Below are 22,388 nucleotides of genomic sequence, written 5' to 3'. Positions count from 1 at the left end.
ATATTTTCTTTACAACAAGTCTTCGAAGTCCTCTTTCGTCTGCTTGCTCGGAATGGTCGTTACACGCTGACTAGCGACTTCTGCTACCATGTCGTCAAACTCCTGGAAGCTTTCGTAGTACGCGACTTTCTCGACTTGCGGCTTCGTTTTATTACTCGGTGGTGTGAATACGGTACAGCAATCGTCGTATGGACGGATGGAAATATCGTATGTCCCAATCTTTTCAGCGATCTGAATGATCTCTAATTTGTCCATTGCGATGAGCGGACGCAAGATCGGTGTATTCGTCACTTCATTAATAGCCGTTATACTTTCGAGCGTCTGACTTGCTACTTGTCCTAGGCTGTCACCTGTGATAAGGCCCAGGGAATTCGTATCTTTTCGTACTTGTTCGGCAACTTTCATCATCATTCTTCTTGTCGTGGTCATGGACAAGTTGCTTGGAACTTGTTTAACAATTGTTTGTTGCAACTCCGTAAACGGAATCACATGCAAGCGAATGACTGCCCCAAATTTTGTTAGCTGTCTCACAATGTCTTCTACTTTCTCTATAGCCAAATCGCTTGTGAACGGTGGACTAGCAAAGTGAATGGCATCAAAGGACACGCCGCGTTTCATCATCATATAGCCCGCTACCGGACTGTCTATTCCTCCTGATAACAATAGCAACGAGTGGCCATTCGAACCAACTGGCATGCCACCTGCTCCCTTATACGTGTGTGAAGAGATATAAGCCGCTTCATGCTGTATCTCTACGTACAATAAAATTTCAGGCTTCTTCATTTGGACGATTAAATCAGGGAACACTCTCAATACATGACCGCCCAATTCTTGTTGCAATTCTCCTGTATTGAGCGGGAAACGTTTGTCTGCACGTTTGACGTCTACTTTAAACGTCTTGCCAGCAGTCTCCGTTTTGCCCAGAACTTTTAATGATGTTTCTTTAATCTCTTCTAATGTAGGCGCGCAAATTACGATTGGACTGAATGATTGAATGCCAAAAATCGACGGCAATATTTCAATTGCACGATCCAGTTCTTTAGGTTTTTCTGTATAAATGAACATCCGGTCACGTTCTGCACGCATCGTAACCGTTCCTAAATCGGACAAAGCCGCTTTTATATTCGCTTTCAGTTTACGGATAAATTTACTTTTATTCTTCCCTTTAAGCGACATCTCACCATATCGAATCAAAATGGTATTCCAGTTCATTTCCCCACTCCTTTTCTGATCAGCTCGACTAATTGACGAACTGCTACTTTCAATTGTTCGATTTCTTCTATTGTTTGATTTTTACCTAAACTAATTCTTATGACGCCTTTTTCAAAATCTTGCGGAACTTGAATGGCTTCTATTACATGGCTAACATCCGAATTCTTCGAAGAACAGGCACTAGAAGTCGAAACGATCAATCCTTGCTGTTGCAGGAAGTTAATCGCAATCTCCCCCGTAATCTGTGCAAATGCGACGGATAATATATACGGTGCGCTCGCGTTTGGTGCCAATACTTTGCATTCATCAATTTCTGAGAAGAACGCCACCAGATCATTCCGCCAGTGTCGGAACTGTTGCATATCCACTTCTTCTACGAGTAAACGAGCCGCTTTCGCAAGTGCCGCCGCATGTGGCACCGATACAGTTCCGCTACGTAATTTATGTTCTTGTCCGCCACCAAAGACAATCGGCTGCAGTAGTATATTTTTACGATAAGCTAAAAAACCACTGTTTTTTATTCCATAAATTTTATGAGCGGATAATGAAACGAGATCAGGGCCATCCGTAAAGTCAGTAAGCGAGAACTTTCCAAAACTCTGCACACAATCAGAATGGAACATCGCTCGTGAAGAAGAATGAATAATTTTCGCACATGCCTCAATCGGCTGAATCGTACCGATTTCATTGTTAACATGCATGATACTAACTAAAATTGTATCTTTTTGCAACTTCGCTTGTAGTTCATCCAATGAAATTCTTCCTTCTTCATCTACAGATAAATAATCTACCGCAAAGTTCTGTTTTTCTAATTCTTGAAAAACATTCAATACAGAAGGATGTTCAATACTTGTTGTAATCAAATGACGACCTTTATGCTGATTGGCGTACACATATCCTAGTATGGCAAGATTATTGGATTCTGTCCCGCCTGAAGTGAAAATTCCTTCTGTCAGTCCAAGTCCTATCGTTCCAAGCAGTTGTGTCCGCGCACGTTCTAATAACTTTTCTGTACGCTTTCCTTCCGCATGTAGCGATGCAGGATTTGCAAAGTACGATGCAGAAGCATCCATAAAGGTGCGAAGAACTCTTTCATCTGGCTGAGTTGTGGCGCTATGGTCAAAATACATATGTGCGGATCTCCTTTCTATATGAATGAGCGAAACAAAGCCACCGGAAAACCGGTGGCTTTGTCGGAATATAGTTATACTTTAACTTGAATCATACCTTGAATCTTTTTCAAGGCTCCTGGTTCAACTTCTTCAACCGCAGTACCTGCTTCTTCCAATGCTCTTAAGTAGCGACATTGCATGAAGGACTCTTCAGCTTTCAACAATTTCTCGTGAACTTCCGGATGAGACGCACGGTAACGGTTACCGTATTGGATGATTCGTTCTACAAGCAATGCATTTTCAATCATGTCTGCAGCTTTCGCACAAACATCAGTGACTACTGTATCTGCTTTTTGAACATATGATTCAACCAACGCCATATTAAGTGGCACTTCTTCTAGACTTTGTTTCACGATGAATATTTGTTCGTCGGCTTCTTCAAGCTGTACTTCCATATCATCAGGAATACCCGGGATATTGGCACGGTGTAAATTACGATCCGCAATTTGCAGTTGCTGTGCAAGAGTCACAATACGTGAGCGCACAAGATTTTCATCGATTCGAAGATTTTTGATACGGTTACTGAACTTGGAATGTGCTTCAGAGATTGCATCCAATTCTTCCACTAGCTCTTGCAACTCAATTTGTTGAGCTGAGTAGGCCAAGTTTTTCGCATCTTGACGTTCAATGAATATTTCAATTCGTTTCGCCAGTGCGTTCAACTTTTGCAATGCCATTTGTGGAATAATGACTTCATTCTCATCAAGACGGTAACTTTGTTGAACAAATTTCACTTCTTCAATCGTATCTGGAATCGCATATTGAAGTTCTTCAAACAGATCCAACATTTGATCCAAATGCTCATCTACGTAATGACGGGAACTTACTTCCTCTTCCAATACATCGTAGAACGATTCGATTTCATCATGAATTTCATTCACTTCCGCAGCTACTTCTTCAACATCCAAACGTGCTAATAATTGACGAAGATCCGCAATTTGTTGTTCGATTTTGTCAAAACGTGAAGGCATTTTCAGGTGTCCTAAGTAATACTCCTGACCTTCCATTTCGATAATCCCTTTACGCAATTCTCGCAAAGCAGCAGGTATTTTCGTCTGCAACTCATTAAGTAATGCAGGGATCTCATCAAGTAAAAACGAAAAGCGTTCTTCTTTTGCTCCTAATACAATCACAATCTCACGCGCTTGTAAGTAGTTACCATTTTCGATAAGTGCGTCGTATTCTTCAAATCTAGGATTGAAGGATTCCCACTCTTTTTCTAAAGGCTCCACTGCCGGTCCAAATGCGTACTGATGAGCTAAGATCTTTTTGCGCGCGGCACGGTGGTGTTCTTTTACCGTTTCTATTTCAAACCGATTTCTTTCTTCACTGCCAATCAGTTCGTTTAGTTCCTGCAAGATCGTTCGCATCTCTTTTTCACATTCGTTCAAGATTTCGCGGATTTGTTTTTCTGTTTCCGTTGCTTTCTTAAAGCGGAAACGATCCACTTGCCCTTCAGCATCCAGTAAAAGCAAATCTACATTATGAAGGCGATCATCTACTACTTCTGTCCAATTATTGCGCCATCTCTCGAACATTTCTTCTGTTTCGCCAGTCATATTCAACTGCTTCACTTTCGTCATTTCTTCAAATATTGGTTCGTTTTGAATTTGTAATTTTTCTTGTTCCATTTCACTGATTTCTTGTATATGCTTTCGCCTAGACAGAAATGCCATCACCGTTAAAACAATGATGATAACTAATGGAATGATGACGTATATCATCTCACTATGATCCCCCTATCCCACACTTCGCGCATAAAGTGACTACTTTAGATATTATAGTATATCGTAACATGTTTAAAGCATTTTCGTCTTCTATTCACATCTTTTTTAAAAAACAACGAACTTTTTATCACATCTTAGGATATTTCCACACGGTTATTCATATTTTCGTATTCTATTGTTACAAATTTTGCGGACTATTCATTTATACAGTTTATAGTATCTTCCCACTAAACTCGGTTAACTCCCTTTGCATTCATTATCTGGTAAACTATGTACGAGAAAGAGGTGGGACTAGTGGATAGCAAAGATCCGTATCAAGAAGACTTGGACGATGATGAGCTGCAAGATCTCGTACTCGAAGCACAACGTGAAGCATTAGAAAAAGCAGCTGCTGAAAAAAATGTCCGACGCACCTATCGCCCTTTCCCTAAGTGGATGTTTTGGATCATGGCAACTACTCTAGCACTCAGCACGTTCGCCATTGTCTTTCAGATATACTCGATTCCAGCTTTGGAGTTTCTAAAAGCATCGTCAGAGTTATCTTCAGATCCACAAATAGCAGAATATAAAGAAGCGGTAGTTGTCGTAGCTACAGAAAATACTAAAGGTACAGGTTTTTCCATTAATGAACAAGGCACCATTATTACGAATTATCATGTAGTAGAAGGCAATGAATCGATGATTGTCTCTTTCCCTGAAGGCGAACGATTCACCGCAGATGTCACGAAAGTGTTTCCAGACATCGATCTTGCGGTACTTGAAGTGAACGGAACCAATCTCCCTCACGTAACATTAGCGAAAGAAACGACATTTTATGACCATGAGCCAATTACATTTATCGGCAATCCTTTGAGCTTTTCAGGAATAGCAAATAAGGGTCACACGATTGACTACAAACAGCTAGCAGATTGGGATATTCCTGTCGTCATGATAAAAGCACCTGTTTATAGAGGGAATAGTGGAAGTCCTGTAATAAATGAAGAAGGTAAGGTCATCGGCATTGTGTTTGCTACGCTAGATGACGAGACGCATGGTAAGGTCGGGTTGTTTATACCGTGGATGCTTACTACGAGGCAATGTCTAATGAAGAAAAGTAAGTGATAGAGATACAGCTCAGGATTTACATTTCAAAGGGGACGCGTCCTACTCGTTATGTATGCAAAAATAAAACCGGTCAAAGGAATACAATCCTCTGACCGGCTTTTTACTGTCTTATTTTTTTGCGACTAGTAATAGTCTACCTTTGTCTAGTTGGCTTTCGCCTTCTTCAGCTTCTGCTTTTGAAAGACCTATTGATTCCATCTGCGCGCGCAATGTATCGCCACGAGATGTGAACATGTTCTTCATTGTATCGAGGAAGCCCATCTCGGCCATACCCACTTGCTCTGAATCCAGTGCATCTGAAATTTTGTCTTCACGATCTTCACTATGTGCGAAAACATACACCTCATCATGTGTGTAACCTTGTGCTACCAATTCTTCAATCTTCTTTTTAGCTTGTACTGCATTCTCTAGGAAAAACTTATCCATTTTTCATTACCTCCATAAATACTTGTTTTTTGACCTATTCATCTATACCTACTCTTAGCCTTCTTTAAACAATAATGACAAATTTCACATCCTTTGAACCATTATTATGTTTTAAACTGATAATAACTACATAATTTCCAGATAGAAAATCAAAACAATAATCAGAATATGCTATACTTTCTTTATATTGCAGTAAGAAAATAGGGGGTTATTTTATTGTCAACAGAACGTATTGAAGCAGGACTAGAGAAAATTAAGGAATATGTGAGTGAAGAAGAGGCCGAACGTATGATGACAGCTGATGCATTAAAAGGATTGGCACCTGATTTACGGAAGTACATAGTGGAGTTCGCGTATGGGGAAATTTATTCACGGCCAGGACTCGACAGTAAACAAAGACAATTGGTAACACTCGCTTCGCTTGTCACACAAGGAGCGACTACACAAATCCAAACACATGTAAAGCGCGCATTGACAGTCGGTTTAACGAGAACGGAAATCGTGGAGAGCATCATGCAACTCATTCCGTATGTTGGATTTCCACGCGTACAAACCGCATTGACTGCAGCTAAAGAAATACTTGAACAAGAAAATTGACAGTAAAATCCGGCCAAGAGTAATCTCTTGGCCGGATTTCTTCTTACCATCTAAAGATTGCAGCTGCACCTGTTTCAACAGGCATCCGTTCTTTTGGAAGAACGACTACTTCTCCCCCAGTTTTAAAGACGGTTTCTGCCAAGTCATCCAGTACATCATCCACTGCAGACTCCTCCAAATTATTCGTCTGAATTTCTCCAGTGTCTAAATTGATTTTACCTGGATACAGATAGCCATCTTCTAAGACTAGTCGTCTAATACGATCTTCACTTGCTGCTTTAACAATTTCTTCAATGTTTCCAGAACCTTGATCGCTCGCTTTCGCATTTTCAAAATTCTCCACTAAGTCTTTCGTTTTCTGTAAATACGTTGGCTCTACTAATTCCCAAGCCATTTTACGTAGTTGCTCCAGGCTAAGTGCCTCAAAGTCGGACTTAATTCCTTCGGCTTGTAGGTGTGGATTATGACTTAACTCTTTGAACTGCGTCTGATATTCGGATAGTGTGACTAAGTATAAAGGAAGTTCCATCGGTTTAGAGTAATGTTCTGCAACCGTTCGATCTACATATCGGAAATAACGCTCAATATCAATGTCAATTTCATCTTTCTTACCACCATGTCCATGCATCATAGCAGTTCCAGCAGCTCCACCTGAGTTGCCAGTACCTAAATAGGACTCCGTCACTTGATCACCAATCGCTTCGTCCTTCGTTTTCGCCAATTCCTCAGGGATCTCTACTTCCTCTATACCATAGCGATTCCCTTCAAAAAGTTTGAATTGTTGTCTATTGACGCCGAGTAGATGATAACGGTCGGCAGATTGGAATACGCGAATAAGCGGTTTAATATGGAAACTGTCTGACACAATCGCCAATTCAGGCACAGGACGTTGCAGACGATACGCTATGATACGATCCTTCGTCGCAAACAATGCCAGTCCATCTCCTGCATGTGCCCAGAAAGGACGCTCGCCTTCTAGTTTCTCAAGTGGAGCTAGTAGACTCTTCACTTCATTCGCTGCATATTTTTTAGACAACTCTTCATGCACTTGTTGTAATAAATTTTTAAATCTGATCGGGTCTTGTTGATTTTCAGGTCGATACCGGTGGGTCGGTTGATAAATGGAGATACATGTCTCCGCTTGCTCCTTCAAAAACTCATGAGGAAATTCGTTTACAATCTCTACGTTCATCCTAATCCCTCCAATAAAAATTTTCCTGTAGACAACAACAGGCTCTAATTTACTAGTTCCCTTTTCAATAGTTTGTAAACTTTGCGACTCTGATAGTGTAAAGCCTTGTTGACAAACAATCTTCATTCATGTATAGTTACTGATTGGGATTGATAACAGATCTGACATAAAAAAATGGCGTTCTGCAGATGTTTATTCGGAACACTTATTCATCACTGGCGCGACTATAGGGTCGCAAGGACGCAAAAGTAGGTAGGGTTTGCGTTGCTTAAGGGAAACAACCAGTAGAACACGACCGCGGCAAAAGAGGTCCAATCAGAATCTACATGCTATATAAATCAACACATATAATCGTTGTCAAACGTAACATTAAAGATCCTATATAAAAAGCGAGCTCCCCGATATGGGACGCTCGCTTTTTTCAATTCAGGTCGCTTCAAACGCTTGATCTAAGTCTGCCATGATATCATCCATATGCTCTAGACCTACAGATAAGCGTAGTAACGTATCCGACACCCCCATCTTCTCGCGATCTTCTTTTGGCACAGCAGAGTGTGTCATCGTCGCTGGATGCTGCATAAGCGTCTCCGCGTCGCCCAAACTCACCGCCAATTTGACGAGCGATAAATGATTCAACAACTTCTGCGCATCTTCTTTTCCACCTTTGATCGTAAAGGAAATCAACCCTCCACCCATTTTCATCTGCTTCTTCGCAATCTCATACTGGGGATGCTGATCGTCAAACGGATAGAATACTTCTTCTACTTTCGGGTGCTTCTGTAAATAGTCAAAAATAATTTTGGCATTGGCTGAATGTCGATCCATACGAATAGGTAATGTCTTAATGCCGCGTAACAACAGCCACGCATCGAAAGGTGAAATAATACCGCCGAAATCTTTTAACACTGTACCACGAATCTTCGCCATCTCGTCTGCATCATTACCTACGAGCAGTCCTGCAATTACGTCACCGTGTCCATTAATGTATTTCGTCGCGCTATGAAGTACATAATCTACGCCGAACGTCAACGGTGTTTGGATATAAGGTGAGCAGAATGTATTATCCACTACCACTTTCAAATTATGACGCTTGGCTACATTGACTACCGCTTCGAGATCAACTAGCTCCATCGTCGGATTGATTGGCGTTTCTACATATATACATGTAGTCTCAGGCTTCACCGCTTTTTCAATCTCTTGTTCTGTTTTCATGGAAATTAAATCATGCGTAATATTATACTTTTCTTCTAATATTTTTAAGAATCCGAATGTGCAACCATAAATCCCACGCGAGCAAATTATATGATCATTCGCCTTCGTCAAATGAACGAGCACCGCACTGACCGCTGCCATACCGGAAGCAAATGCGAGACCTGCTCCGCCCTCCTCCATCTTAGCAATACGGTCTTCAAGCACCGCGACCGTCGGATTTCCTAAACGAGAATAAATATTCCCCGCTTCTTCACCCGCAAAACGCCGCTCGCCTTGTTCAGCCGAATCAAATACATAGGTTGAGGTCTGATACAGCGGCACCGCCAGACTTCCTTGATGATCCTTGTCGTCGTAACCTTCATGAATCATCGCCGTCTCTTTGTGCCAGTTGTTATTCTTCTTCATGCTGATTCCTCCTTGTTATAGCTTATTCACGTCTTAATGAAAGCGCTTTACTACAGTGTACATCGATTGTTTGAAAAACGAAAGAGCATGAACTTCCATCTATTATAAGTTGAATAAAGAAATTTGTAACTAGTTAAAAAACGTTGATTTCTGTTCCAGGTGGAAACGCCGTAACGAAGAACGGCTTTTGCGAGTAAAAGTGAAGTGTTAGGAGCACATCTTTGCACTCGCCACCTTCCACAACAATCCGCTAACTGTTGTAGTAATTATCGTTTTAAAAAACTGGAGTACATTCTTTTAATTCATCTTCTTAAAATGAAATGCTTGACCAATAGTCAATAAATTGGTATGCTATGCTTTGTGTAAAATATTCGCAGCAGTTATGTGTTCTATTTTGTCCAGTCTATTCCTTTTTCAAGGTGCACCACGTAACCTCGAGGCTGCAGGGGCGAAGTTGCAAGATTATAGAATGGCAGATGGATTGAACATATCTGGTCTTATTTTACAACAAAATAAAACCAACAGAGGAGGAGTCTCTCATGGCTCGATATACAGGTCCATCTTGGAAATTGTCACGCCGTTTAGGTATCTCACTAACAGGCACTGGTAAAGAAATTGAAAAGCGTCCATACGCACCAGGACAACACGGTCCAAACCAACGTAAAAAACTTTCCGAATACGGAATGCAATTACAAGAAAAACAAAAACTACGCTTTATGTACGGAGTAAACGAACGTCAATTCCGCACACTTTTCAACAAAGCTGGTAAAATGCAAGGTATTCACGGTGAAAACTTCATGATCCTTCTTGAAGCTCGCCTAGACAGCGTTGTTTACCGCATGGGTCTTGCACGCACTCGTCGTGCAGCTCGTCAGCTAGTCAACCACGGTCACATCTTGGTAGACGGCAAGCGCGTTGACATCCCTTCATTCGCAGTAAAGCCAGGTTCTGAAATCTCTCTTCGTGAGAAATCTCAAAACTTGACTGCTATCGAAGAAGCACTAGAAGTGAACAACTTCGTTCCAGACTTCGTAACTTTCGATAAAGATACGAAAAAAGGTACATTCGTACGCCTTCCAGAGCGCGGCGAATTAGCTGCTGAAATCAACGAAGCATTGATCGTTGAATTCTACTCTCGTTAATTAGAACACCTAATAAACGTTAGTATTTAAAACCCTTGAAACAGCTTAACAGCTACGTTTCAAGGGTTTTTCTATTTATATGAAGATGAGATCTAAACAGCCTGAATTGTCAGGCGGTCTACTGTTTCTGCCGCCTTTTGAATAGTTCTTTGCAACTTCTCTCGCAAAACCTCTCGGTATAATTAATAGGTCCTCTCATAAACGCCCCTCCAAGACCCCTTTGCCTTAAGTCGAACATCTAGAATAAGCTTCTCCGAAGAGACGCTTAAATATTTTTTTATATTCCTAATTTATTAGCCATCGCATTGCTAATTTGAACAATTTCTCTTGAAGCTTCCCACTGCAGGTCTTGTGCTTCCCGTAAAAGATTTTCGTCCGTTTTCACATTCTCGATATCCAAGCTACTGATAGCCTTTTCAGTGGCGGCAACGTATTTAATAAAACTAATTAGAAGCTGCTCATGTTCTTTTTCAAGTAACGTAGGAGCATTCAGTTTTACCAATGTTTCCTTTTGTGATTCAAATTCTTTTAGAAGAACGAGATACTCTTCTCTCTTACGTTTTATCCCATCAATATCGTTGACTTTTCTTTCGGCAGCTACGCCGAACTTATCCGCGGTAGTCTTCATACATCCTCCAATATTTGCTACCTCAGATGCATACGTTTTAATTTGTGGTGTCAATTTAATAGACATTCACTTCACCTCCTACTGACAATACTCGTCAAAGATGGTGGGAATCCTCTATTTCATTAATAGTCATGTATAGGGTTCAGGGTTTGTCTATTGGTAATACGCGTCCTCTCAATATAAAACTTTTATCCATATGCAAACTTCTGAACTAAATACACTTTTGAACATCTTGAACATCTTTAGAAATTTTTTTAGCGATAGACGAGAAGAATCTCTTGATATGCGTGTGAGATAACCCCATGTGTCTAGCAATCCATGAGTAACCTTTACCTCCTAATATCCAATGTAATACTTCCTTTTTTCTTGTGTCCTGGATGATGTGGATATGCTTTTGAATCATTTTGATTTTGTTTTCGTAACCCTCAATCGTTTTGAAATGTTTAGATCGTCTGGCTACTTCTGTGTAAACAGGGTCACTAGATCCACCTTGAGCTTTCGGCATTGCCGCTTCAATTCCATATTGTGCAGTTAATTTCCCGCCTGCCTCTTGTAAATTCTCACGCATAACTCGGACAGAATTGACCATCCAATGATAATCTTTCAAAAGTTCCTCAATTTGCTTTTCCGTCATGTTGATCCCCCTCTTATCGTCTACGAATTGTTCCACTTGGCCCTCGTCTATAGGTATCTCAATTAATCCCAATCAATTCGGCTAATTCCCACTCACTTAATCGTTCATTGCGCTTATTACTTGTCCTAGTATCCTTTTTCTCTATCTCTCGTTTAACAGGCTGCATGAACCCTTTTTCAACGAGTTGATCTTTCATGCTTTTATTCATTCGTCATCCCTCCAACCTTGCAAGAACGCAATTAGGGTTGCAGCAAAAATGAACAATGCGTGCCCATATTAGACCGCTACTAATACGAGGGTTCAAATTATATTTTTTGTTAGACTCATATCATTCACTCCTTTTTTGAAATAAAAAAGAGGACAACAAATGACGCAGCGCAATGCTGCAATCAAATGTTGTCCTCTGGTTGGCCAGGGCGGACTTATTCTCTAGATACTGAGGTATCTATCCCAATAATATTTGAGCCTTTATCGATATAGCTCATACAGATTTTTAACGCATACTTCAATACATGTTTGTCATCATTAATATCATAATAAACAATGGAAAAAGGTATTTTATAATCAGAGATTCTGTTCAAATCATTTTTTTTATAAAGCTCCATATATTTATTAAGAATGTGATAAGTAAGGATTAGTGGAATTCGAATTTTATACGGTTCTGAGTCAACACTAATAGGTAAAATATAATCAATATGCTGTTTCCTATCATTTTCAATATGCACTACCGCCTCTCCAACTACCATTACGGTTTTGTTAAAATCATGAGCACTGTCAGTAATGTCATTCACTACTTCTTCATATTCCCATTTTATATGAATGTTTTTAGCTGATCCATAACCGATGTTCAACAAACTGATTTCAACTTGGTTATAAAAGGGTTTTTCAAAAGAATATTTATGTGTTTCCCTTTTAATCACCATTGAAGGTTCGTACGTTTTTATTCTTTGCTTCCGAATTTCTAATAAGGTAAATAGTGTAATCACAGAAGTAATTAGAGCTGCTGAAGCTGAAAAGTCAAATGTAATTACAGGGAATATGCTTAAATCTAATAAAAATACTATCGTAAAAATTGACGACAATAATACTATGCACAATATCCACAACATACTATTTTCAAGTTTTTTATTACTCACAACTCTTACCCTTCTTCCCTCCGCATCCTTCTGACTTTACCCTGATGCGTCACAATCTTATATTCACCATGGTCTGGCAATTCTCGTAATTTAGCAACGCCCTCCGAAATCACCACAACACAGTTCATTGGTAATGCCATTATATCAATTTCTAACCTACCTTGCCCATCAATAGACAAATTTTCCACATTCAACAGACCCCTCCATGCGATACAATAATGTCAGCTACGACGGGAAGAAATCTCTGTCTTTTTTTATTTGGTCAAATCTTCAATTCCCATACAACCCAGGTCTCTGTTGCTCAATCTCACTCCTCATTTCCTGATCCGCTCCGAAATGATATCCAATCTAGTCCGGAATAAAATTGAAAGAGTCACATTGTCCCATCTAGCTATAATAATGACTGCGCTTGAGTTAGATGACATAAGTAAACTACTCTCTTACATTTCAGATGAAGCGCTTGAAAAATACTGGAGTTAATTCTCTTTTTCATTCCACTCCTGTATTGTCTAGTTGAACTACGCAGTAACTTCCTCTAATCCCCAACTAATGACCATGGACATTCTTTCTCCTTTTAACTGATCCTTGACCTATATATAAACACCTTCTCCTAAATCACCAAATAGCACATGTACTTTTCAGTCTCAAATTATATCATCTTCTCTTTCTACTTCACTGTTACACTCGTCAGACTAGTTTATGGCCACTCGTTCAAAGAGCTACAAGTCGCTTCGGTGGAAGCATTCAATATCGCTCTGAAAGAAGCTCTTTTGTAGTCGTTTGGGGAAGATTCTGAGGGAGGTTTCAATCAAGTAGTCGTGGAGCCATTGATATCAAGAGGTTTTCATACTGTCCAAAATTACTCTCGTTAATAATAAAGAAACCCCGTCAGCTGAGATATTTATCTCGGTTGGCGGGGTTTTTTGTGCATTAAATAAAGTGACTATAGAAGTTCGCTAACATCGCATGAATACGTTCGAAACATTCCATCCATATTCTTCTATCTTCAAGTAAAAAGAAGTCAGCCGTTTTGTAAAAAAGTAATTAAAGAGTATTCAGAGTTAAACACTCTTATTCTTTGTTTTAATGCGACACCAGTAATTTTCGAGAAAAAATTATAATCATGATACATCCTGTCTTTTCAATGGAAATGTTGACACAAATTTCATAATTAACCATAAATAAATTAATGCTTCTGATGTATAATTAATAAATCAGAATTAAGTAATCATTTTTTATTGCTATTAATTCTCATAAAAATACTAATGAGGTGATAATGTGCTAGCAATTGCAGCAGTAGGTATGCTTATATTTATGTTTTCATTAATCTATCTAGCCTACCATTTACTAAAAAAGATAAAAGATAGAAACCGAGCTTTATCAGGTAAGATCTTCTATCCTGCCTTAACTGGCGGGCTAATATTGTTCATTGTCGGAGCTGTTTATACAGATCTACATGTTAAAGCTGATCTTGAAAAAGCTCTACAGAAAAATATTGATTTGAATGCAGAAAATGAAGAATTAAACTTGTTGTATATAGAACTCCAAAAAGAAAATAAAGAATTAGTGGCAGAAAGTACAAGTGCGAATAAAGAGATTGATAATTTAACTACGAAACTGTCTAGTTCAGATAAAATAGCAAAAGATTTAAAAGACAAGCAAATGACTCATGAAGCAAAAAGTAAAGTGTTTGAAAAGGAAATCACTGAGCTAAAGGCGAAAAACTCGAATTTGTCAGATGAAGTTAGTACTCTGAAAGATGAGATTGCAAGCAATAATTCGCCGTCAGTCGCAAGTTTATCTAGTAACGAATCAGGATACTCTTCTAATGATTCTGTTTCAAATACAAGCCAATCATATTATCAGAATTGTACAGCAGCAAAAGCTGCAGGAGCTGCACCTGTATATTCTGATGATCCTGGATATGGCCCTCACTTAGATCGTGATGGCGATGGCGTCGGGTGTGAATGATTTTCTTGAAGTTGCAATGAAAACTATTCTCTACATTCCTATGCTCTTCTTTTAATCACTTAAATGGCTCTAACTTTTATAGGTCACATCAACTGAAGTAACTCCATGTCACGTACCTTATTATAGTTTATTTATTATACGAGTAGTTTTTACGATGGAAGTTCCTTATATGCTTCCGTCGTATCCCCCAACAATTGTACGACTTTCATATTCTCCTAATCATTCAAATACAATCACCTAGGAGGTGTTTTTTTGGATGGTAATAAAAGGTTGGCAGTAGAACTTGCTAAAGCTTTAATTCAGAATAACCATGTAAAGCCGGTTTTCAATAAGAGATACGATAGCGATGCAAACATCATTGTATACACCATTGAAGATAATGAGTTTTCCTTTAACGATATTGTATATCATTTTGTAGAGTGTCTAAAGAAATCTAAAGAAGATCACTAGAGCCTTGAATGGCTCTTTTTCTCATGAAAATACATCTTACTTTGCAGGTGCTTCTTTCGGTGTGGTATATGCATTTGTATGTTAATTCTCTTTTTCAGTTATGTCTCCTTTGACCAAGGCGGTTTCCATTTATATAGAGTACCTGCACGCCAAACTATCATAATTTGCTTAAACAATCATGATTTCTTCTCATATTTTTTATATTTATCAATTTTCTTCAGTAATCATACTCCTTCATCTCAGCCTCAAATATGTCTTTAATCGTTTGAGAAGCCACCCCACCATAATGAACATAACCCGTCTCCGGCCAATAAACTGATCTAGTCATCGTCCCATCTACTAGTTCCATTCCAAAAAACACTCGCTCACCTTCCGTCGCACGCTTATCTGGTTCATACGGCATGATCAGCAATTCTGCAATCAGCCGCTCCGCATGCTCATCCGAAAACTCCCCGATGAACGATAAATCTTGCTCACTTTGTAAAATAACCCGCTGTACTTTCCCTCTAATATCTAAAAAATCCCCAACCGTCTCAGCAGTATCCGATTCAGTTACTTCGTATACTTTACCGTCCGCTATAATCCGAAATGCAGGATCATACCCCTTCATTGCGAATAATTTCGTCCCTTTTGACAAGTAAGCAGCATCTCCATTTTTAGACTGATGATTGGCATCCGCGTGACCATTCAACATATACTGCACTTCTCCTACTTCTCCAACAGTTTCCCAATCTTTTTCAAGCTCATTTATTTCATAGTTCGCTCCATACGTCGTATCATTCCATTTCACAAAATCTACCCAGTCAATAATCGTGTTCTGCGAAGATGGATTGAAAGAGCAAGCTGTTAGTAATAAAAAAACAGGAAGTAGCAGCATTCGTTTTCTCATAATTCTCCACTCCTTTTGAACGTAGACGTAGTTTTTGGCTTCAAGTTACAAAATACCACCAGGATAGCTTTGCACACTATATAGAGCTGAGAAGCAAAAAGGATACTAGGTGTGCAAATTTTTTCTCAGTAAAAAATGAACTGCGAAATATTAGACGTCGAGATGCTTCTCGACAATATCTTTATTCTTTAATTCTTTAATTCTTAAGTTCTTTGGTTATAGGCCGTACCAATATGATACGATGTGTCGTTTCACATTGGTACGCTCCTTCGTTTCTAGATGATACGTCCGTTGTACCATTTTGAAACGTGCCAAAAAACTATATTTACATGTATTTTTTATTATGTAACGTGAAGAGGCAAACCTTCTTTGTGAGGAGTTAATAGAACAAATAAAAAGAACGTCCCTCTAAAGGACGCTCCGAATTATTATTTAGCAAAAAATAATATTTCTGCTGTTTACGACCTATCTTCCGCAACTGAAACATATTTTACATCTCTATAAAAGAAACAATATAACGTCCCTTTACTATCAGTAAAAACAATATCATTGCTTCGGGAATTTGTTGCTATCCCTAAAGCATCTTCTTGATCTGCCGCTTCAACTATTCTTACAATACTTTCAGCGCCCGCAAAGTGGTAATGTACTCTGTACTTTTTCAAACTTCTCACTTCCCTCTATCCTACAGTATTCGACATAGAGAAGGAGAACCCTTTTATGTTGAGGATTTTAGCGCTATGTTTTCAGATTTTCTTGAACGTTCAGGATTGTCATTGCGCAAACAATTTCTTTAGAACGCTATTTATTACGAATATACGTTCTGTACAAGTCACGTGAAACATGATATGATAAAAAACAAATAAAAAGTAATTACCCCTCAAGTATGCATCTATTGTAAAAATGTAGGTATAAAAACAAAAGGAGGATTTCCATGACAGATCGTGAACTTCTTGAACTCTTGGTAGACAAAGTAAGCAATATGGAGCAAGATATTTCTTCTCTTAAGACCGATATTTCCATAATCAAAGAAGAACAAATATCTATGAAGCAAGCTATTTCCGAACAAGTTGTAAGGTCTGTTGCCAATAGCCAGAAAATCGATACGTTCTCTGAACAGATTTTATTCAACAAAGTAAAATCTGATGATATGCGTAAGACTCAGCGCTTACTAAACGACCACGACACAGATATTCGCATAATCAAAAAGTTGTTAACTAAATAAAAACGCATTATTTTACAGTGCTTATGTATCAAACTTCTCCGTTCGTTCAAGCGAATATGACTGTTTTGCATAGGCACTTTTTATGATTCCTGCTATCCGTTAAGGTTTTTATTTCTAACGCAAAAAAGACACCTCCGAAGAGATGCCTTTTCACCCAATATTAATTGCGTAACTTCTCATAAATTCGGTCCATAATAATGACCAAAAAACCTTCATGCTTATTTAAAGCGGCTGATGCAGCTTCAACGATATTTTCAGAACGCATAGCGGTCGCTTGCTTGTTCGCTACGTTCCACAGTGTAAAAGCTTCGACCAATTCCTGATGCTCAATCGCGAAAATGTCAGGAGGTGTTTCTTCTTTCATGGTGGTCGCTACACTAGAAAATAGCTTTGCGGCGCGTTTAACACCTTCTGGGCTTTTCACTTCCACCGCATCGATCATTTCATTAATCGCGTCGCCTATTAAACCTAATGTCATGGCGTACATCATATACTCTTTTTTCAATTCATGATCTCCTAGTTAAACAAACTTCACCATACTATACTTCTTTTTCCCACGTCTCACAATGGTGAATGCGTCTTCCAAACGTTGCTCCGCCCCTACTGTGAAGGCTGTATCTGTAATACGCTCACCGTTAAAGGAAATCGCACCGTTTGTTACATCTTCACGTGCCTGGCGTTTCGATGGAGATACACCCGCTTGCACAATGAAATCAACGATGTTTTGATCCGCTTTTTCCATTTCTACAGTCGGTACATCTTTAAACGCATCTTTCATTTCAGTAGCCGTTAATGCTTTTAAGTCACCGCTAAATAGTGCTGCAGAAATACGTAGTGCTTGATCAAGTGAGTCTTGACCGTGAACTAAGCGCGTCATTTCTACTGCCAACGTCTTTTGTGCTTTACGTAAATGTGGCTCTTCTTGTACGGATACTTCAAGTGCTTCGATTTCTTCACGGCTTAGGAATGTGAAGATTTTCAAGTATTTCACAACGTCTGCGTCTGCTGCGTTGATCCAGAATTGGTAAAACTCATATGGAGAAGTTTTCTTTGCATCGAGCCATACCGCGCCGCCAGCAGATTTACCGAACTTCGTGCCATCTGCTTTTGTTACTAATGGAATCGTAAATCCGTATGCTTGTACTTCTTCATCATGCATTTTACGGATGACTTCTAGACCTGTCGTGATATTCCCCCACTGATCTGATCCACCGATTTGCACGCGGCAATTATGGTTATCGTATAAGTGGTTGAAGTCCGCACCTTGCATCAACATATACGAGAATTCCGTGAAGGAAATCCCTTGATCTAAACGAGACGCAACATTATCTTTTGCTAGCATGTAATTGACGCTTAGCAATTTACCGTAATCACGCAAGAATTCGATCAATGACATGGAACCGATCCAGTCATTATTATTAACAAGTTTTGCGCCATTTTCTGTTTGGAAATCAAAGATCATTTCTAGTTGTTTTTTAATTCCACGAACATTATCGTCTACTTGATCCGTCGTTTGCAATTGGCGTTCTTCAGAGCGTCCTGATGGATCCCCGATCATCCCTGTAGCGCCACCGATCAATAGAATCGGCTGGTGTCCGTGTAACTGGAAGCGACGCAGCGTCAGCAATGGTACGATATGACCGATGTGCATACTATCTGCTGTCGGGTCTACCCCACAGTAAAGAGAAATCTTCTCGTCTGTTAGAAGCTTCTCAAGACCTTCTTCATTCGTCTGCTGGTATAGCAAACCTCTCCAACGTAAATCATCCATTAATTCATTTGACATGTTCTATTTCCTCCTATTTTCAACATAAAAAGTCCCCACACGATCAGTAATTGATCATGCAGGGACGTTAGTTGAGTAATTTATAACGCGGTACCACCCGGCTTGAGAGTGAAACTCTCCGGCTTTGAGGCGCTAATAACGTTGCGCAAAACGTACACTCCAAAACTGTAATTCATGTATAGTGCACCGCACAGCTTCCACCAACCGCTGTCTCTCTAGAACGGAACTCACTATCACTACTTCGGTTTTTTCGACATGTAATTTCGTATGAGTTCAATTTTACCCAACTTCCAATGAAAGTCAACAATTATTGCATATTTCCTCTTGAATCTGTGATATAATGAGAAAGATTTTTGGGGGGAGAAAAACTTTGAATAACGAAAAGAATAATAGAATTAAGCAACTTGAAGATAAGTTTGAACAAGCGAAAAAAGAGCCTTGGGCCAAAAAACTTCGCATCGGAACCGGCGTACTTTGGAACTTGTTTATTTTACTCATTATCTTCGCCGTCATTGGGGCCGTATTTGCAAGTTCAGTTGGTGCAGGATATTTCGCTTCTCTCGTTGCGAAAGAACCGTTACGTACTAAGGAAGAACTTCGGGATCAAGTGTTTAATTATGAAGAAACATCTGAAATGTACTTTGCAGACAGTGTTTATCTAGGCAAGATTAACTCGGACATCGAGCGCCGACAAATTACGCTAGATAAAGTGTCACAGTATGCATTGGACGCTGTTCTGGCTACTGAAGATGAGTACTTTAAAGAACACAAAGGTATCGTGCCTAAAGCGATATTCCGCGGCGTATTTCAAGACGTTACGAACTCAGACAGTCAAACAGGCGGATCGACACTCACTCAGCAATTAGTGAAAAACCAAATTTTGACGAATGAAGTTTCATATGAACGTAAAGCTAAAGAAATCTTGTTGGCTATGCGCTTAGAACACTTCATGACGAAGGACGAAATACTAGAAGCGTACTTGAACATCATTCCTTATGGTCGTGATGTTTCGGGACAAAATATTGCCGGCATTGAAACAGCCGCACGTGGAATCTTTGGCATTAAAGCCGCTGAGTTAAGCTTACCGCAAGCTGCGTATATTGCGGGTATTCCACAAGCTCCTTATACATACACGCCATTCTACAGTAAAAACCAAGGTATTAAAGAACGGGAAAAACTTATGCATGGTGTCAACCGAATGAAAACGGTATTGTTCAGGATGCGTGATGCAGGTTATATTACGGATGCAGAATGGAAGGAAGCAAAAGCTTACGATGTAACGAAAGACTTTAGACAACCTTCACGCCGTGCAACGGAACGTTATCCGTATGTCACACAGGAAATCCAAAATCGCACAATCGAAATTTTAGCTAAAGTATTAGCTGAAAAAGATGGCATAGACGCGGACCGTTTTGAAGGTGATTCCAAGATCAAGGAAAAATACGAAATCATGGCAGACCGTTCCATGCGAACAGACGGCTATCGTATCTTCTCTACGATCAACAAAGAGCTGTATGACAAAATGAATGAAGTGGCTGACAGCTTCCGGTACTACGGATACACGTATACTTCTGAAACAGTAGATGAAGAATCAGGCAAGACGATTACGAAGGAAAATCCTGTTCAAGTCGGTGCAACAATGATCGAGAATCATACAGGTAAAGTCCTTTCATTCGTCGGCGGACGTAATTACGAACTCGAAGCATTGAATCACTCTACTCAAGCTTACCGTCAAAACGGATCTTCCATGAAACCATTATTGGTTTATGCACCCGCTATCGAATATGGTGTGATTGGTGCAGGTAGTCCGCTAGTCGATGTGAAGTTTAGAAGAGGCAGCTATTCACCTGGTAACTATTTCGACCGTGAGCTTGGAGTATTGCCAGCTCGTGAATCACTTGCACGTTCACAAAACCTATCTACTATACGTCTATATGACCAAATAATAGATAGAAACCCAATCGATTTCCTTAAGAAAATGAAATTCACAAATGCTACAGATCAAGCAGGCAGTGGTCTTTCTGCAGCATTAGGTACTATGGATGTCACAGTAGAGGAAAACACAAACGCTTTCGCTACATTTGCCAATGGCGGTCAATTCATCGATTCGTATATGATCGAACGAATTGAAGACATGAAAGGTAATATAGTATTTGAACACAAAGCGGAACCAGTGGAAGTGTTCAGCCCGGAAACTTCTTATATCATCACCGATATGATGCGTGATGTATTAAAAGGTAACGGTACTGCCGCAAGATTACCTGGCTTTATGAATTTCCGTCCGGATTTAGCTGCGAAGACGGGAACATCCCAGCATTACGGAGATGCTTGGCTTGTAGGCTATAATCCAAATGTATCGCTTGGTGTTTGGATGGGTTATAAAAATAGAAATACACCGTTATATCACGGCTACAACAGTGGTCAAATGCATCCATCAGAACGGACAGCAAGATTGTACGGACAATTGATGAATACAGCTAATACCGTGATACCAGAAACGATTAAAGCAAGAGATACCTTTAAGCGCCCTAACGGCGTCGTCACACGTTCATTCTGTGGCATTTCGGGACTTGCTCCTTCCAAAGCTTGTTCAGCAGCTGGACTCGTCCGATCGGATTTATTTAATTCGAAAAAGATGGTGCCGACAAAAGTGGATGACAGTATAGTTTCGTCTTCGGCAGTTCGAGTGAATGGTAAACTCTATCAGGCGTTAGCTTCTACTCCACGTGAATTTGTCACATCAGGAGGAATTGGCGTAACTACTGAATATGGCAAGCGCATGCTCGGACGTTTGGGCGGAGATGCTTCCAAACTACTTGCAGGTCGTGGTGCTTATTCAAACAGTGTCGCAGGATCAACCTTCCCTGCAGATAATGTGCCACCTGCAGCCGTATCAGCAGGACAAAATGGTTCAGTTCTTACATGGACTGGCTCCTCTTCAAATGATGTAATCGGTTATTACATTTATCAAAACGGTGTCAGAATCGGTACAGTTCGTGACGGAGCTTCCAGATCGTATAAAGTCGGATATGGTTCATATTACGTGCGTGCAGTGGATATTACTGGCCTACTATCAGGGCCTTCGAACACGGTAACCACTGCTGCACCAAAAGCAGAGCCGAAACCAGATACGAATTCTGGAACAAAACCAGGAACGACAACTCCAGAAACGAAGCCCGATGCAAAGCCAGATACAGAATCTGAATCAAAGCCGGAAACTAAACCGGAAGCTACACCAGAACCAAAACCAGAAACAAAGCCAGAAGTTACACCGGAGCCAAAGCCGGATGCGACTCCTGCAGCAAAAGAATAACTCACAAACCGGATTACCATTTTATAATGTAATCCGGTTTTGTTTTGTCTATAAAGGTTTTTGCCAGTACGAATGGAAAACCGTCATCTCTTATTCGTTGCGACTCCTTCCTCTCTCCACTTATTATGTACGGCCCCAAATATAATTACCGACAATTCTGTGATTTAATG

The 22,388-nt window shown here is 39.9% G+C and carries 22 protein-coding genes; 7 read left to right on the top strand and 15 right to left on the bottom strand.

From position 1 onward, the window contains the following. Nucleotides 1-9 precede the first annotated feature (9 nt). From thiI to ezrA, 3 genes are all read right to left on the bottom strand, one after another. Entirely contained in the window at nt 10-1,212 is a 1,203-nt protein-coding gene (thiI, locus tag CSV74_RS03745; RefSeq protein WP_099690622.1) for a tRNA uracil 4-sulfurtransferase ThiI, read from the bottom strand. Continuing rightward, nucleotides 1,209-2,342 (bottom strand): cysteine desulfurase family protein, encoded by a 1,134-nt coding sequence (locus CSV74_RS03740; protein ID WP_099690621.1) that lies wholly within the window; start codon nt 2,340-2,342, stop codon nt 1,209-1,211. Before CSV74_RS03740 ends, thiI begins: the two co-directional genes overlap by 4 nt. Before the next feature lie 74 nt (nt 2,343-2,416). After that, nucleotides 2,417-4,108 (bottom strand): septation ring formation regulator EzrA, encoded by a 1,692-nt coding sequence (ezrA, locus tag CSV74_RS03735; RefSeq protein ID WP_029052869.1) that lies wholly within the window; start codon nt 4,106-4,108, stop codon nt 2,417-2,419. Between the two features lie 297 nt (nt 4,109-4,405). On the opposite strand from ezrA, the gene CSV74_RS03730 reads away from it, so the two are divergent. Beyond that, nucleotides 4,406-5,212 carry a S1C family serine protease gene (locus CSV74_RS03730; protein ID WP_233190762.1) on the top strand — a complete coding sequence of 269 codons (807 nt, stop codon included), beginning with the start codon at nt 4,406-4,408 and terminating at the stop codon, nt 5,210-5,212. Between the two features lie 111 nt (nt 5,213-5,323). On the opposite strand, the gene CSV74_RS03725 is transcribed toward CSV74_RS03730, so the two are convergent. Next, nucleotides 5,324-5,641, bottom strand: a complete 318-nt coding sequence (locus tag CSV74_RS03725) for a YflT domain-containing protein (protein ID WP_099690619.1) — start codon at nt 5,639-5,641, stop codon at nt 5,324-5,326. A gap of 216 nt (nt 5,642-5,857) precedes the next feature. Here CSV74_RS03725 and CSV74_RS03720 point away from each other — a divergent pair, with 216 nt between their 5' ends. Then, nucleotides 5,858-6,238, top strand: coding sequence for a carboxymuconolactone decarboxylase family protein (locus tag CSV74_RS03720; RefSeq protein ID WP_199170310.1), 381 nt, complete (start codon nt 5,858-5,860; stop codon nt 6,236-6,238). Between the two features lie 43 nt (nt 6,239-6,281). Here CSV74_RS03720 and CSV74_RS03715 read toward each other — a convergent pair whose 3' ends face one another. Beyond that, on the bottom strand, nt 6,282-7,430 hold the full coding sequence (locus CSV74_RS03715; RefSeq protein WP_099690618.1) for a baeRF3 domain-containing protein: 1,149 nt from the start codon (nt 7,428-7,430) through the stop codon (nt 6,282-6,284). Nucleotides 7,431-7,856: 426 nt separating this feature from the next. Next, nucleotides 7,857-9,047, bottom strand: a complete 1,191-nt coding sequence (gene megL / locus CSV74_RS03710) for a methionine gamma-lyase (protein WP_099690617.1) — start codon at nt 9,045-9,047, stop codon at nt 7,857-7,859. 539 nt (nt 9,048-9,586) lie between these two features. Here megL and rpsD point away from each other — a divergent pair. After that, entirely contained in the window at nt 9,587-10,189 is a 603-nt protein-coding gene (rpsD, locus tag CSV74_RS03705) for a 30S ribosomal protein S4 (RefSeq protein WP_029052863.1), read from the top strand. A gap of 277 nt (nt 10,190-10,466) precedes the next feature. On the opposite strand, the gene CSV74_RS03700 is transcribed toward rpsD, so the two are convergent. The 5 genes from CSV74_RS03700 to CSV74_RS03685 all read right to left on the bottom strand — a co-directional run bounded on the left by CSV74_RS03700 (nt 10,467) and on the right by CSV74_RS03685 (nt 12,781). Beyond that, nucleotides 10,467-10,883 carry a hypothetical protein gene (locus CSV74_RS03700; protein WP_099690616.1) on the bottom strand — a complete coding sequence of 139 codons (417 nt, stop codon included), beginning with the start codon at nt 10,881-10,883 and terminating at the stop codon, nt 10,467-10,469. Nucleotides 10,884-11,028: 145 nt separating this feature from the next. Further along, nucleotides 11,029-11,451: a helix-turn-helix transcriptional regulator gene (locus tag CSV74_RS03695; protein ID WP_099690615.1), complete on the bottom strand. Its 423-nt coding sequence runs from the start codon at nt 11,449-11,451 to the stop codon at nt 11,029-11,031. 58 nt (nt 11,452-11,509) lie between these two features. Continuing rightward, complete coding sequence (locus CSV74_RS16580) at nt 11,510-11,659, bottom strand: hypothetical protein (RefSeq protein ID WP_158231741.1); 150 nt, start codon at nt 11,657-11,659, stop codon at nt 11,510-11,512. Nucleotides 11,660-11,873: 214 nt separating this feature from the next. After that, on the bottom strand, nt 11,874-12,587 hold the full coding sequence (locus CSV74_RS03690; protein WP_099690614.1) for a hypothetical protein: 714 nt from the start codon (nt 12,585-12,587) through the stop codon (nt 11,874-11,876). Between the two features lie 5 nt (nt 12,588-12,592). Beyond that, nucleotides 12,593-12,781, bottom strand: coding sequence for an XtrA/YqaO family protein (locus tag CSV74_RS03685; RefSeq protein ID WP_099690613.1), 189 nt, complete (start codon nt 12,779-12,781; stop codon nt 12,593-12,595). 1,084 nt (nt 12,782-13,865) lie between these two features. Here CSV74_RS03685 and CSV74_RS16750 point away from each other — a divergent pair. Further along, on the top strand, nt 13,866-14,558 hold the full coding sequence (locus tag CSV74_RS16750) for an excalibur calcium-binding domain-containing protein (RefSeq protein WP_199170309.1): 693 nt from the start codon (nt 13,866-13,868) through the stop codon (nt 14,556-14,558). A 252-nt stretch (nt 14,559-14,810) separates the two neighbouring features. Beyond that, on the top strand, nt 14,811-15,008 hold the full coding sequence (locus CSV74_RS03675) for a hypothetical protein (RefSeq protein ID WP_099690612.1): 198 nt from the start codon (nt 14,811-14,813) through the stop codon (nt 15,006-15,008). Between the two features lie 217 nt (nt 15,009-15,225). Here CSV74_RS03675 and CSV74_RS03670 read toward each other — a convergent pair whose 3' ends face one another. Both CSV74_RS03670 and CSV74_RS03665 read right to left on the bottom strand, forming a co-directional pair. Then, entirely contained in the window at nt 15,226-15,897 is a 672-nt protein-coding gene (locus tag CSV74_RS03670; protein ID WP_099690611.1) for a hypothetical protein, read from the bottom strand. Between the two features lie 458 nt (nt 15,898-16,355). Next, nucleotides 16,356-16,559, bottom strand: coding sequence for a hypothetical protein (locus CSV74_RS03665; RefSeq protein WP_099690610.1), 204 nt, complete (start codon nt 16,557-16,559; stop codon nt 16,356-16,358). 269 nt (nt 16,560-16,828) lie between these two features. Here CSV74_RS03665 and CSV74_RS03660 point away from each other — a divergent pair, with 269 nt between their 5' ends. Then, nucleotides 16,829-17,119: a hypothetical protein gene (locus tag CSV74_RS03660; RefSeq protein ID WP_099690609.1), complete on the top strand. Its 291-nt coding sequence runs from the start codon at nt 16,829-16,831 to the stop codon at nt 17,117-17,119. Nucleotides 17,120-17,279: 160 nt separating this feature from the next. Here the strand turns inward: CSV74_RS03660 and CSV74_RS03655 are convergent, their stop codons facing one another. Continuing rightward, nucleotides 17,280-17,624 carry a hypothetical protein gene (locus CSV74_RS03655; RefSeq protein WP_099690608.1) on the bottom strand — a complete coding sequence of 115 codons (345 nt, stop codon included), beginning with the start codon at nt 17,622-17,624 and terminating at the stop codon, nt 17,280-17,282. 15 nt (nt 17,625-17,639) lie between these two features. Continuing rightward, entirely contained in the window at nt 17,640-18,905 is a 1,266-nt protein-coding gene (gene tyrS, locus CSV74_RS03650; RefSeq protein WP_099690607.1) for a tyrosine--tRNA ligase, read from the bottom strand. Between the two features lie 370 nt (nt 18,906-19,275). On the opposite strand from tyrS, the gene CSV74_RS03645 reads away from it, so the two are divergent. Further along, complete coding sequence (locus CSV74_RS03645) at nt 19,276-22,218, top strand: transglycosylase domain-containing protein (RefSeq protein WP_099690606.1); 2,943 nt, start codon at nt 19,276-19,278, stop codon at nt 22,216-22,218. Nucleotides 22,219-22,388 lie beyond the last annotated feature (170 nt).

It is taken from the genome of Sporosarcina sp. P19 (genome assembly GCF_002743165.1).
GTDB classification, from domain to species: Bacteria; Bacillota; Bacilli; order Bacillales_A; family Planococcaceae; genus Sporosarcina; species Sporosarcina ureae.
The sequence above is the reverse complement of the archived record's forward strand: the minus strand, read 5'-3'. Positions and strand labels throughout refer to the sequence as shown.

What these genes read in the sequence shown, in the direction of transcription:
- thiI (WP_099690622.1), bottom strand. Translation starts at nt 1,212, where the DNA reads ATGAACTGGAATACCATTTTGATTCGATATGGTGAGATGTCGCTTAAA.
- CSV74_RS03740 (WP_099690621.1), bottom strand. Translation starts at nt 2,342, where the DNA reads ATGTATTTTGACCATAGCGCCACAACTCAGCCAGATGAAAGAGTTCTT.
- ezrA (WP_029052869.1), bottom strand. Translation starts at nt 4,108, where the DNA reads ATGATATACGTCATCATTCCATTAGTTATCATCATTGTTTTAACGGTG.
- CSV74_RS03725 (WP_099690619.1), bottom strand. Translation starts at nt 5,641, where the DNA reads ATGGATAAGTTTTTCCTAGAGAATGCAGTACAAGCTAAAAAGAAGATT.
- CSV74_RS03715 (WP_099690618.1), bottom strand. Translation starts at nt 7,430, where the DNA reads ATGAACGTAGAGATTGTAAACGAATTTCCTCATGAGTTTTTGAAGGAG.
- megL (WP_099690617.1), bottom strand. Translation starts at nt 9,047, where the DNA reads ATGAAGAAGAATAACAACTGGCACAAAGAGACGGCGATGATTCATGAA.
- rpsD (WP_029052863.1), top strand. Translation starts at nt 9,587, where the DNA reads ATGGCTCGATATACAGGTCCATCTTGGAAATTGTCACGCCGTTTAGGT.
- CSV74_RS03700 (WP_099690616.1), bottom strand. Translation starts at nt 10,883, where the DNA reads ATGTCTATTAAATTGACACCACAAATTAAAACGTATGCATCTGAGGTA.
- CSV74_RS03695 (WP_099690615.1), bottom strand. Translation starts at nt 11,451, where the DNA reads ATGACGGAAAAGCAAATTGAGGAACTTTTGAAAGATTATCATTGGATG.
- CSV74_RS16580 (WP_158231741.1), bottom strand. Translation starts at nt 11,659, where the DNA reads ATGAATAAAAGCATGAAAGATCAACTCGTTGAAAAAGGGTTCATGCAG.
- CSV74_RS03670 (WP_099690611.1), bottom strand. Translation starts at nt 15,897, where the DNA reads ATGAGAAAACGAATGCTGCTACTTCCTGTTTTTTTATTACTAACAGCT.
- CSV74_RS03660 (WP_099690609.1), top strand. Translation starts at nt 16,829, where the DNA reads ATGACAGATCGTGAACTTCTTGAACTCTTGGTAGACAAAGTAAGCAAT.
- tyrS (WP_099690607.1), bottom strand. Translation starts at nt 18,905, where the DNA reads ATGTCAAATGAATTAATGGATGATTTACGTTGGAGAGGTTTGCTATAC.